A 13,250-nucleotide genomic window follows, 5' to 3' on the forward strand; every position below is an offset into this window, starting at 1 on the left:
TTCTTTGATTATACTTCAACAACATCAATTTTATCATTTATATAGATAAGTAATTTTTTATCTACCTTAAAGTTCATCGAATTTAATACTCGTTCGTATTTTAATAATTGTTGATGATGTTCGTTAGAAGTACTTCCTGTCTTATAATCTAAAATAGTAACTTCGTTTTGTTTGTTAAAAACCAATCTATCTGGTATAATAATTTGGTTATCAAAATCTACAATTTCTCTTTCATTAAAAACAGTAACCTCATCAGAGAAATAAGTAATTAGTTTTGGATGATTTACAATAGCATTAATTATCTCTTGTATTGTTTTTAATTGCGTTTTATCTATTAAACCTTGCTGATGATATTGTGTTACAATAGCATCAACATTACTATTTATAATAATTTTAGATAAAATTTCATGGAACAAGTTTCCATAATCAATTGCTTTTCCTTGTTCTGTGTTCCACAACTTAGAAGCACTTGCTAAAAGAACAATATTATGTTCTTGCCAAGGTGTTGAAATAAATTTTTGATGAATCTCTGTTAAAGAAGCTTCTTTTTCTTTCTTTTTAAGTCTTTTAATACTCCCGAAGTTATATTCTAAAACGTCTTCTTGCCAAAGGTTTTGTTCCTTTAAATAATTGATAAAAATACCCGAATAATGATTTACATTTTCAATTCCTTTCGCAGAAATTTTCTTTTCTGTAATTACATGCAATTGCTCTACTGCCCTTGTTAGTGAAACATATAAAAGGTTAAAATTATCTAACTCTAACTCTTCTCTTTGTTGATTATAAATTTCTAAACCTCTTTCATTTATTAAACTTAAGTCCTTCTTATAATCAATTAAAAGCTCCTTAAATTTATAATCTTTTGGCAAATCGTCGAACCAAATTTTTGGACTAATTTGCCTATAAATATCTACATCACAAGGAAAAATAACCACAGGAAACTCTAGTCCTTTCGATTTATGAATTGTCATTACTTGCACAGCATCTGAATTTTCTGATGCAACAATGCTTAATTTATCTTTTTTAAGATCCCAAAATTCTAAGAAATCGCCAATATCTGTTGCTTTTCTTTGTTGCTCTAAAACTACATCTAAGAAAAATTGCACATACGCATTTGAAGAGTCTACCAAATTAAAACCTCTAATTATTTCTTCTATTTTCTCATAAAAAGGAACTTGCTGAAACATAGAAAAACTAAATGTAACTCCGTAAGATTGTAATTCTTCGAATATTAATTCATTAGCAGATTTTACGTGTTTTTTAAAGAATTCGTGTTTTGGAATTGTTATTTCTAAATGCTCATACAAAAAATATAAAACCTCAAATCTTCTTTCTTCATCGCTTGCATTTTGAATAATATGTAGAATATCAATAATAAAATTGATTAATGAATTATTTTGAAGCAATAATGTTTCCGAAGAAATAATAGAAATACCATTTTCAGATAAATAATCTGCAACTGCAATTCCGTCTTTCTTTGTTCTAGTTAAAATACAAATTTCATTCAGATAAAAATCTTCCTTTAACAAGTTAATTTTCTCTAAAACTTTCTTCGGATATTTTACTTTCTCATCATCTTTTTCTTCTTCTTTATCTAAAAATGAAAGCGACACAAAACCACCTTTTTTAGCATTCTCTAGCTGTGTATTACCATCGTAAAATAACTTCTTATAAGATTCATTTTGAAGAAAATTAGATGTGTGCTGAAAAAAAGAGTTATTAAACTGTATTACTTCTGAATAACTTCTAAAATTGGTTTCTAAATTTTTAATATTTTTCTGCACATGAAACGGATTCTCTTCATTAGATCCCAAATCTATAAATTGCTCTGCTTTACCTCCACGCCATCTATAAATAGCTTGCTTACCATCGCCAACCAATAATAAATTACTACTTTCTTGCGCTAGTGCATTGTCTATTAATGGTATTAAATTTTGCCATTGCAACACAGAAGTATCTTGCATTTCATCAATAAAATAATGCTGAAAACGTTGCCCAATTCTTTCATAAATAAAAGGCGCTGGTTCATCTTTTATTTTATCTGAAATTAACTGATTAAATTCTGCGTTTAAACGTATATTATTATCTTCTTTTATGGTATTTAATTCTGAATTAATATTGTTTAAAACAGCTAATGGTATAATACTTTTAAGTGTAATTTTATTCAGTAAATATCTAGAAAAAGAACTATTATACAAATCTTTAGATTGATAATAATACATTCTTAATTGTTCAGAAATTCCTTCAATTACCTCTTTTGTTGCTGCAGAAACCTTTCCTGCAAAAAGATTTTTAGAATCTTCTATAGTAGTATTTAATCGACCTTCAAACTTTAAATCATCGCTCTTTAAAAACCTTAATTTTGTAAGCTTTTGAAAGTGTTTTACAAACTCACCTGCATATGCAAAATCGCCTATAGCAACACCATTACTATCAATAAAACTAATTACTTCTTCACCAAACGTTTTAAATTCCTTTTCTATTTGCTGGTTATCTTTTTGCAGTTTCTTTTTTAATTCAAAAAAATCATCTAATTTTTTATCTGATAATTCTCTAAAATGCCTTACATCATCTTCATTTAATAAAACTCTTGCAAAATCATTTAAATCTTTAGAAATATCCCAAGATTTATCATCATCTGTTTTATCTAAAGAATAATCTATTAATAAATTAGTTAGTTTTTTATCTGTACCAATCTTAGAAATTAATACATCTACAGCTTCGTTTAAAAGAGAAATAGCATCCATTTCTACTTCAAAATTTAAAGACAAACCTAAATCGTAAGCAAAACTTTTTATAATCTTGTGGGTAAAACTATCTATGGTAGTTATTGAAAAGGCAGAATAATTCTGTAGAATTGCATCTAAAATCCTTTTACTTCTTTCTTTAATTATTGTTTTATCTAAAGTTGTTTCAGAAAGAATAATTTTTAACAAATCATTCTCCTTTCCTTCTGCAAAATCTTCTAAGCTAGACAAGACTCGTTCTTTCATTTCCCCTGCAGCTTTGTTGGTAAACGTTATTGCCAACACTTTCTGAAACATAAAAAGGTCGTCTGAATTTAAGAGCACTTTAATGTATTGCTTTACTAAAGTAAATGTTTTACCACTTCCTGCAGAAGCGTTGTAAACCTGAAAAGTAGATGGTTGTTGCACAGAAATATTTTTATTGCAAATTAGTTTTTTTTGAATAGAGAAACAAGGTAATAGAAAAAAGAAAAATCTCGCAAAAGCGAGATTTTTATATAAACTGAAATAAATTTTATGCTAACCTAAACCAACGTCTAAAGACATCATTACAATAAAACCACCTATAAAACCAAGTGTTGCAATATCTGTATATTTATCTCTCTGCGTTTCTGGTATTACTTCTTCTACAACTACAAAAATCATTGCTCCTGCTGCAAATGCTAATGCGTAAGGTAAAATTGGTACAAAGAATGAAACTGCTAAAGCTCCTAAAACAGCTGCAATTGGTTCTACAACCGCAGACAATTGTCCGTACCAAAAACTCTTTAACCTACTAACACCTTGTCTTCTTAATGGCATTGCAACAGCAAAACCTTCTGGAAAATTCTGAATTCCAATTCCGATTGCTAAAGAAATTGCAGCAATAATCATTTCCGTTTGCTCTACCCCAACTAAAGTTGACGCAGCTCCAAACAAAACTCCAACTGCTAAACCTTCTGGTATATTATGCAACGTAATTGCCAACACCAACAAAGTAGTTTTATGCCATTCTGTTTTAACTCCTTCTGCTTCATTTTCTTTAAAATTGATGTGTAAATGTGGTAGAATTTTATCCATACCAAATAGAGATAAAGCCCCTAAACCAAACCCAATTGCAGCTGGCAGAACTTTCACAAAACCTTCTCCAGGACTATTTTCTATTGCTGGCGCCAATAAACTCCAAAAACTTGCAGCAACCATAACTCCTCCTGTAAAACCTAACATTCCGTCTAAAACCGCTCTGTTTAATTTCTTAAAAAAGAAAACCAATGCTGCTCCTAAAGCTGTTAAGCCCCAAGTAAATAGAGATGCGTATAATGCTGATAAAATTGGATTCTCCTTTCCAAATTCAACTAATTGATCGAATGTACTCATATTTTTAAATCTACTTATTTTACTTATTACTCATTCTTAGTTTTAATGTATAAATTATTTGCTATTTTATTTGATATAGATAATTTCTTATCTCCAATTAATATTGATAAAGAATCATCGAAGTCTTCTCTATCTAATATGGTAATATTTTTACCTAAAGTAATTCCTTTTTTATCTAAGAATTGTAAAAAATCAGATGAAGAATCGTCTACACCAACGCAAATTCCGCTTTCTCCTTTCGCTAAAGTTGAAAGCAAACTTTTTTCAATCGTTTTTAAATTTCCATCTTTATCTGGTATTGGATCTCCATGAGGATCGTGTGTTGGAAAACCCAAAAAACTATCTAATTGATTAATCAACTTCGAAGATTTTACATGCTCTAACTGTTCTGCAACCTCATGCACTTCATCCCAAGAAAAATTTAATTTATCTACTAAAAAAACCTCCCATAATCTATGGTTTCTTACAATGTTTGCCGCAGATTTTTTACCTAGATCTGTTAACTTAACTCCTTTGTATTTTTTATAAATAACAACTTTCTTATCAGATAATTTTTTTATCATATCTGTTACAGAAGAAGCTTTTGTTGCCAACTTCTCTGCAATAGCATTTGTACTAATACCTTTATTAGTATCTAACTCTAGATAATAGATTGCTTTTAAATAATTTTCCTCAGAAAGCGTAAACATTTATACATATTTAGACAACAAAGATATACTTTTTATTTTTATTAAAATATATTTTTAGACAAGTCTAAAAATAATATTATATTTGTCGAAAATTATATTTAAAGAAATGAAAAATCTATTTAAACTTACCTGCTTTTTACTGTTAGGAATCTCATCATTACAAGGACAAACAAACAGTATCTCTGGAAAAGTAACTTCTAACGGAGAGGTTTTACCTTTTATAAATATCTATCTTAAAAAGACCAAACTAGGAACTTCAACAAACGAAAATGGTTTTTTTGAGTTAAAAAATATTCCTAACGGAAACTATACAATTGTTGCAAGTAGCGTTGGTTTTAAATTTAAATCGGCAAAAATTACAGTTTCTGGAAATCAAAAAATAATTAAAAACTTTAATCTGAATGAAAATAATTCTTTAGAAGAAATTGTAATCTCTGGCACTTTAAGACCTGTTAGTAAATCGAATAGTCCTGTACCTGTAGAAGTGTATAGTAAAAGTTTTTTTAAGAAAAATCCAACTCCTTCTATTTTCGAGTCGATGCAAAATGTAAACGGAGTTAGACCGCAATTAAACTGTAATGTTTGTAATACAGGAGACATTCATATTAACGGACTAGAAGGCCCTTATACATTTGTTTTAATTGACGGAATGCCAATTGTTAGTGGCCTTTCTACTGTATACGGTTTAACAGGTATTCCGCAAGCATTAATAGAAAGAGTAGAAGTTGTAAAAGGACCTGCTTCTACACTATATGGTTCTGAAGCTGTTGGTGGAATTATAAACATAATTACTAAAAAACCTACAAACGCACCTGTATTATCTACCGACGTTTTTAGTAGTTCTTGGGGAGAAATAAATACAGATATTGGTTTACGTTATAAATTATCTAAGAAAACACAAGGTCTATTAGGTATTAACTATTTCAATTATCAAAATAGAATAGACAACAATAAAGATGGTTTTACAGATTTAACACTTCAAAATAGAATTTCTATTTTTAATAAAGTTAATATAGAAAGAAAGAGCAATAAAGTATTTACAATCGCAGGACGTTATGTGTATGAAGATCGCTGGGGTGGTGAATTGGATTGGGAAAAGGAATTTAGAGGATCTGATGTAAAATATGGAGAAAGTATTTACACAAATCGTTGGGAAACTTTTGGAACTTATCAATTACCAACTTCAGAGAATATTAGCTTTCAATTTAGTGCAAATGGACATTATCAAAATTCTTTTTACGGTACAGATTCTTATAATGCAGAGCAACTTATAGGATTTGGACAATTTATTTACAACAAACAAATTGCAAAAAGACACGATTTATTATTAGGTCTTGCTTACAGATATACTTTTTACGAAGACAATACGTTTGCTACTTTAGAAAAAGACGGAATTACAAACAAACCTTCTGTAACACATTTACCTGGTTTTTTTATACAGGATGAAATTGCCTTAAACACACAAAACAAACTATTATTAGGCGCAAGATGGGATTATAATAGTTTACACGGCAGCATTTTTTCACCAAGAGTAAACTACAAATGGAATTCTAAAGATAAAGCAGACATATTTAGAGCAAGTGTAGGTAATGGCTTTAGAGTTGCAAATGTTTTCACAGAAGACCACGCAGCCTTAACAGGTGCAAGAGAAGTAGAATTTGATGGCGAATTAGACCCCGAAACTTCTTGGAATGCAAATTTAAATTACGTGAAAAAAATAAATACAGAAAACTCTTTTATAACTTTAGACGCCAGTGTATTTTACACCTATTTTAATAATAGAATTCTACCAGATTATGAAACAGATCCTGGTAAAATTATTTATGCAAACCTAGATGGTTATTCTGTTTCTAAAGGAATTTCTTTAAACACAGATATTACCTTTACAAATGGATTATCGATAAATGCTGGAGCAACTTTAATGGATGTTTCTATTACTGAAAACGGTATAAAAACAAGACAATTACTAACAGAGTCTTTTAGCGGTGTTTGGTCTATTTCCTATAAATTTAATTCTAATTTTTCTGTAGATTATACTGGTAATTTATACGGACCAATGCGCTTACCTTTATTGGGAGAAAAAGACACAAGAGCAGCAAACTCACCTTGGTTTAGCATTCAGAATATTCAAGCAACAAAAAAATTTACAAATAGTTGGGAACTTTATGGAGGTGTAAAAAACTTACTTAATTTTACACCCGCAGCAAATAGCATTAACAACGCTGGCAATCCATTTAACGTAGGAATTAACACAGAACAAAATCCAGAATTAGCTTTCGACCCAAGTTACGTTTATGCATCTAACCAAGGTATTAGAATGTTTCTAGGACTGCGTTACACAATATTTTAATACATGAGAAAAATTATATTTCTTTTTATTTTCTTCGGAAGTTTAGCCACTTTCTCTCAAACAGAAAAAATAACATTAAATCTGTTTACTTTTTCTGAAATAGAAAAATTACACAAACAAAACCCAAAACCTATTGTGGTTTTTATGTTTACAGATTGGTGTGAAATTTGTTACGGAATGAAACAAACTACTTTTAATAATAAGGATGTAATTAAACTTTTAAATAAAAAATTCTATTTCGTAAAACTAAACGGAGAAGAGAAAAAACCAATTACTTTTTTAGGCAAAACATTTACCTACAAACCTACAGGAAACAATACAGGTGTTCATGAACTAACAAATGAGCTAGCAGCAATAAAGAAAAGAATTGCATACCCAACAACTACAATTCTAAATACAAGTTTTGAGATAGATGCACAGTTAGTTGGTTTTTACAACAGTAAAAAAATGAAACGTATTTTAACTAAATACAAAGATTAACATCCTAAAAAAACGAAACTAATATATAAGAAAACTCCAGTTTTTAGATACTTAAGTTTTTATTTTTAGTTGTAATTACCAACTAAAATCTACATTCTAAACAGATTTAGAAAAAATTAAATTAATTGTAATCTTTAAGAAAACAAAACAGTTAATGGGTTTTTATTAATTTACGTCTTACATTTGCACAAAACTTAGCACGTTGAGCAAGCAGAACATTGTAAATCAATACCAAACATCTGCGAACGTTTCGCAGATTATTACACAGCTACAACAAGAAAAAAACCATTTTCAAATATCGAATTTGGTGGGATCTTCGTTGTCTTTTGTTATTTCAGAAACTTTTAAAAAAGCAGACAAACCTTATCTTTTAATCTTTAATGACAAAGAAGAGGCAGCTTATTACTTAAATGATTTAGAACAACTTTTAGGAGACAAGAATGTACTTTTTTATCCTGGTTCTTACAGAAGACCTTATCAAATTGAAGAAACCGACAATGCGAACGTTTTGTTGCGTTCAGAAGTTTTAAATAGAATAAACTCTCGTAAAAAACCAGCAGTAATTGTTACATATCCTACTGCCCTTTTTGAAAAAGTAGTAACTAAAAAAGAACTTGAAAAAAATACCTTAAAAGTTACTGTTGGCGAAAGCTTGTCTTTAGACTTTGTAAATGAAGTTTTGTTTGAATACAAATTTAAACGTGTAGACTTTGTTACAGAACCAGGAGATTTCTCTGTACGTGGAGGAATTATAGATGTTTTTTCTTTTTCTAATGATGAACCTTACAGAATAGAGTTTTTTGGTGATGAAATAGATAGTATCCGTTCTTTTGATGTAGAAACCCAACTTTCTAAAGAGAAGCTAAAAAAGGTTTCTATAATGCCTAATGTAGAAAATAAAACGCTTCAAGAAAAGAGAGAAAGTTTCTTAAAATATATTTCGCCAAACACAGTAATTTTTACAAAAAACAGAAGCTTATTAGTTGGTAACTTAAATAAATTCTACGAAAAAGCAGCGGAAGCTTTTAACGATTTATCTAAAGAAGTAAACCACGCAGAACCAAGTGAATTATTTTGCGATGGTGCTTTTATAGAAAATCAAATAGAAGGTTTTTCTTTAGTTGATATTGGAAATCAGAATAAAAAAGACGCCAAAATTAATTTTAATACCATTCCTCAACCTTCATTTAATAAGCAATTTAATTTATTAATAGATAATTTAACGGAATATCATAAAGGCGGATTTACCAATTATATTTTCTGCGCAAACGAGCAACAAGCACAACGTTTTCATGACATTTTCGATGATTCAGAGAAAGAAGTTCATTATGAAACTGTTGTTTTTCCATTATACCAGGGTTTTGTAGATGTAGACAACAGATTGGTTTGCTATACAGATCACCAAATTTTTGAGCGTTATCATAAATTTAGATTAAAAAATGGTTACGCAAAAAAACAAGCAATTACACTTCAAGAATTAACAAAACTAGAAATTGGAGATTATGTAACACATATGGATCATGGAATTGGAAAATTTGGTGGTTTGCAAAAAATTGATGTTCAAGGAAATAAACAAGAAGCCATAAAATTAGTATATGGCGAAAGAGATATTTTATATGTAAGCATACACTCTTTACATAAGATTTCTAAATTTAATGGAAAAGATGGTAAAGCTCCTAAAATATATAAATTAGGTTCTGGTGCTTGGAAAAAAATTAAACAAAAAACAAAAGCAAGAGTTAAACATGTTGCTTTTAATTTAATTCAGTTATACGCAAAAAGGAAACTTCAAAAAGGGTTTGCTTTTGGCCCAGATACACACATTCAACATGAATTAGAAGGTAGTTTTATGTATGAAGATACGCCAGATCAATTTACATCTACACAAGATGTAAAAAACGATATGGAAAAAGAACAACCAATGGATAGATTGGTCTGTGGTGATGTTGGTTTTGGTAAAACAGAGGTTGCTGTAAGAGCCGCTTTTAAAGCTGTAGATAATGGCAAACAAGTTGCAATTCTAGTTCCTACAACAATTTTAGCTTTTCAACACTTTAAAACATTCTCTGAGCGATTAAAAGATTTTCCTATTAAAATTGATTATTTAAATCGTTTTAGAACTGCTAAACAAAAAACTGAAGCTATAAATGGTGTAAATGATGGTTCTGTAGATATTATTATTGGAACGCATCAACTAACAAATAAAAAATTAATATTTAAAGATTTAGGTTTATTAATTATTGATGAAGAGCAAAAATTTGGTGTAGCGGTAAAAGATAAATTAAAAACTTTAAAAGAAAATGTAGATACATTAACTTTAACTGCAACTCCAATTCCTAGAACGCTGCAGTTTAGTTTAATGGCAGCAAGAGATTTGTCTGTAATTAAAACACCACCACCTAACAGGCACCCAATAGAAAGTAATGTAATTCGTTTTTCTGAAGAAACAATTAGAGACGCTATTTCTTATGAGATTTCTAGAGGTGGGCAAGTTTTCTTTATTCATAATAGAATAGAAAACATAAAAGAAGTTGCTGGTTTAATACAAAGATTAGTTCCTAACGCAAAAGTTGGTATTGGTCATGGGCAAATGGAAGGTAAAAAGCTAGAAGGATTAATGCTTGGTTTTATGGACAATGAGTTTGATGTTCTGGTATCTACAACTATTATAGAAAGCGGTTTAGATGTGCCTAATGCAAATACAATTTTTATAAATAATGCAAATAACTTTGGTCTTTCAGATCTACATCAAATGCGTGGTAGAGTTGGGCGTTCTAATAAAAAAGCATTTTGCTATTTTATAACTCCGCCACATCATATGATGACGGATGATGCAAGAAAACGTATCGAAGCATTGGTTTTATTTTCTGATTTAGGAAGCGGAATAAATATTGCCATGAAAGATTTAGAGATTCGTGGTGCTGGAGATTTATTAGGTGGCGAACAAAGTGGTTTTATAAATGATATTGGGTTTGATACGTATCAGAAAATTCTACAAGAAGCCATTGAAGAGCTAAAGGAAAACGAATTTAAAGAACTATACCCAACAGACGAAACAAAACCAAAAGAATACGTAAAAGAAGTAACTATAGACACAGATTTTGAAGTATTATTTCCAGATGATTATATTAATTCTATTACAGAAAGACTTGCTTTATATAATAAATTAGGTACGTTAGGAAAGGAAGAAGAACTACAAGTTTTCGAAACAGAAATTATTGATAGATTTGGTGAAATACCAACACAAGTAGAAGATTTATTAGATTCTGTTCGTATAAAATGGTTGGCAAAAGAATTAGGTCTTGAGAAAATTATTCTAAAACAAAAAAGAATGATGGGATATTTTGTTGCAAACCAACAAAGTGATTTTTACCACACAGATGCATTTTCTAGAATGCTAAATTATGTGAAACATAATGGTAAAAGCTGTGTCATGAAAGAAAAAGAGAGTAAAAATGGTATTCGTTTATTAATTACTTTTATAAGAATTGACACTGTAAAAACGGCTTTAACTATTTTGCAGAAAATTTAATGGAGAACTCACATGTAAAGAATCTATCTCTTTTACTTTTAGCAACACTCTTTGTAAGTACTTCTGGTGTTTTAGGAAAATACATTAATCTTTCGCCAGAAGTAATTATATTCTGTCGTGCCTTTTTAGCTGCCATTTTTATTTATGGCTTTTGTAAGTTTAAAAAAATTGATTTAAGAATAAAAACTAAAAAAGACAGAAACTCTTTGATTCTTATTGGCTTTTTTATGGGTGCACATTTGGTAACTTATTTCTATGCTTTAAAGCTATCTACTGTTGCAATTGGCATGTTATCTATGTATACTTTTCCTGTAATTACGGCTTTTTTAGAACCTTTATTTACCAAACAAAAATTAAATTTAATTCATATTTTTTTAGGTGTACTTGTATTAACAGGTATGTATATTTTGGTGCCAGAATTTTCTCTAGAAAATTCGCATTTACAAGGGGTTTTATTTGGTATACTATCTGCTTTTTGCTATTCTTTAAGAAACTTAATCTTAAAGAAACACGTTAAAACATACAATAGCAGCATGCTAATGTTACACCAAATGATAGTTATTACTGTTTTATTAATGCCTGTTTTATTTTTTAGTGATTTTTCTAATGTACAAAGTCAGTTACCTTTATTAATGTTAGTAGCTATCTTAACTACAGCAATTGGTCATACTATGATGGTAAATTCTTTTAAACACTTTTCTATCTCTACAGCAAGTATTATTAGTAGTGTGCAGCCAATTTTTGGTATTATTATAGCATTTCTTTTTGTAAATGAAATTCCACACTTTAATACTATTATTGGCGGAAGCTTAATTTTACTAACGGTTATTATTGAGAGTGTTAGAAGTAAATAATGTTTATTCTACAATAAAAAAACTTCGAAAATTTATTGCTAGAAAGCAACATAATAAAATTATAAAACTACAATTAGCCTGCAAACAAGTTTAGCCCTGATTGAGCGGTTTGTTTGAGCTCTTTTTTGAGGCACGAAAAAAAAGCGAGTAGCGAAAGCAGGAAATAGCTTCTAATAAAATTATTTGGTACTAATATCTAAATAGTTACGTTTTACAAAAGCTAAAATTGTTTCTAGGATTTCGCCCATATTTTCGCAGTCTTTAAATTTAACATCACCTACATATTTTATTAACTGCTTTTTTAAAAGTTCTACATTTTCTGGAAAAGAAATAGTGTCTGCTTTCATGCATTTTATTAAACGAGCGGTTCTTCTTGGCGCAGTAATCATTCTTTTTGCCATAAAAGAACGTTCTTCTATTTTGTATTGTCTAATAGAATCGTTTTCTAATTTTTTACCAACCATTTCTATCATCTTAAAGTTCTCTTTCATGAACTGTAAGTTGTAGACCTTTAAATTACCTTCGAAAGATTGTTGATCGAAATCGATGGCTCTAATTTTATAGATTATATGATCGAAATCGTGTGTTGGCGTTATTACATAATTGTAAGAACGCATGTCTCCTAACAAACGCACCAAACAACGTTCTTTAAACTTTACAAACTCTTTGGCTATTTGTGCTTTTTCTAATTCTGTACAGTTTGGTAAAATATCACTAATAAAATCGTCTCCAGGAATTCCTGCAATGTGTTCTTCTATTAATGTGTCTTTATGAACTAAAAAGTTCATGTTATGAGGAGATAATATGTGTTCTAGTTCTAAGCCATAAATACGAGAGGCATCTGCTTTTTTTACATAGAAGTAAGAAAAGTTATCGTTTAAAATATTTCTTACTTTAATTCTGAAGGGTTTTGAATTACCGAACGTACAATAATCTATTGCATCTACATTTAGAAACGGAATGCTATCATCATTACCATCTGAATGCAACATTGTATATACTTTCTTTAAACTTCTGTCTATTTCTTCTCTATCATATTGAGAATAGTAAGTTCTTACCCAAAGCGTGTCTTCATCATCTTTGTCATAGACAGTAACTGAGCCCTGAAAACGTAATAAATCGTCATAAAAAATAGAAACTTTTATATTTCTATTGTAATTTTTTAAATACGCATTTAACATTTCATTTACCGGAAATGTTGGTTTCTTCTTAGACATCAATTTTTTCTCTACCGCCATCTTT

The 13,250-nt window shown here is 29.4% G+C and carries 8 protein-coding genes; 4 read left to right on the forward strand and 4 right to left on the reverse strand.

What is annotated here, in order from left to right; all coding sequences use genetic code 11:
* Positions 1-8: 8 nt before the first annotated feature.
* From SHK09_RS00320 to SHK09_RS00330, 3 genes are all read right to left on the reverse strand, one after another.
* Entirely contained in the window at positions 9-3,155 is a 3,147-nt protein-coding gene (locus SHK09_RS00320) for a UvrD-helicase domain-containing protein (RefSeq protein ID WP_319808769.1), read from the reverse strand.
* 111 nt (positions 3,156-3,266) lie between these two features.
* Positions 3,267-4,103 (reverse strand): ZIP family metal transporter, encoded by an 837-nt coding sequence (locus tag SHK09_RS00325; RefSeq protein ID WP_319808770.1) that lies wholly within the window; start codon positions 4,101-4,103, stop codon positions 3,267-3,269.
* 26 nt (positions 4,104-4,129) lie between these two features.
* A complete protein-coding gene (locus SHK09_RS00330; RefSeq protein ID WP_319808771.1) occupies positions 4,130-4,792 on the reverse strand; it encodes a metal-dependent transcriptional regulator in 663 nt (220 codons plus the stop codon).
* A 106-nt stretch (positions 4,793-4,898) separates the two neighbouring features.
* Here SHK09_RS00330 and SHK09_RS00335 point away from each other — a divergent pair, with 106 nt between their 5' ends.
* The 4 genes from SHK09_RS00335 to SHK09_RS00350 all read left to right on the forward strand — a co-directional run bounded on the left by SHK09_RS00335 (position 4,899) and on the right by SHK09_RS00350 (position 12,008).
* Positions 4,899-7,142: a TonB-dependent receptor gene (locus SHK09_RS00335; protein WP_319808772.1), complete on the forward strand. Its 2,244-nt coding sequence runs from the start codon at positions 4,899-4,901 to the stop codon at positions 7,140-7,142.
* A gap of 3 nt (positions 7,143-7,145) precedes the next feature.
* Complete coding sequence (locus tag SHK09_RS00340; protein ID WP_319808773.1) at positions 7,146-7,622, forward strand: thioredoxin family protein; 477 nt, start codon at positions 7,146-7,148, stop codon at positions 7,620-7,622.
* A 202-nt stretch (positions 7,623-7,824) separates the two neighbouring features.
* A complete protein-coding gene (gene mfd, locus SHK09_RS00345; protein WP_319808774.1) occupies positions 7,825-11,154 on the forward strand; it encodes a transcription-repair coupling factor in 3,330 nt (1,109 codons plus the stop codon).
* Positions 11,154-12,008: a DMT family transporter gene (locus SHK09_RS00350; protein WP_319808775.1), complete on the forward strand. Its 855-nt coding sequence runs from the start codon at positions 11,154-11,156 to the stop codon at positions 12,006-12,008. Before mfd ends, SHK09_RS00350 begins: the two co-directional genes overlap by 1 nt.
* A gap of 179 nt (positions 12,009-12,187) precedes the next feature.
* Here the strand turns inward: SHK09_RS00350 and SHK09_RS00355 are convergent, their stop codons facing one another.
* Entirely contained in the window at positions 12,188-13,246 is a 1,059-nt protein-coding gene (locus tag SHK09_RS00355; RefSeq protein WP_319809332.1) for a hypothetical protein, read from the reverse strand.
* Positions 13,247-13,250: the final 4 nt, after the last annotated feature.

The organism is Polaribacter sp. PL03 (genome assembly GCF_033875165.1).
Lineage (GTDB): Bacteria > Bacteroidota > Bacteroidia > Flavobacteriales > Flavobacteriaceae > Polaribacter.

Bases quoted from the DNA above. Each gene is read 5' to 3' on its own strand.
- SHK09_RS00325 (WP_319808770.1), bottom strand. From the start codon at position 4,103: ATGAGTACATTCGATCAATTAGTTGAATTTGGAAAGGAGAATCCAATT.
- SHK09_RS00330 (WP_319808771.1), bottom strand. From the start codon at position 4,792: ATGTTTACGCTTTCTGAGGAAAATTATTTAAAAGCAATCTATTATCTA.
- SHK09_RS00335 (WP_319808772.1), top strand. From the start codon at position 4,899: ATGAAAAATCTATTTAAACTTACCTGCTTTTTACTGTTAGGAATCTCA.
- SHK09_RS00340 (WP_319808773.1), top strand. From the start codon at position 7,146: ATGAGAAAAATTATATTTCTTTTTATTTTCTTCGGAAGTTTAGCCACT.
- SHK09_RS00350 (WP_319808775.1), top strand. From the start codon at position 11,154: ATGGAGAACTCACATGTAAAGAATCTATCTCTTTTACTTTTAGCAACA.
- SHK09_RS00355 (WP_319809332.1), bottom strand. From the start codon at position 13,246: ATGGCGGTAGAGAAAAAATTGATGTCTAAGAAGAAACCAACATTTCCG.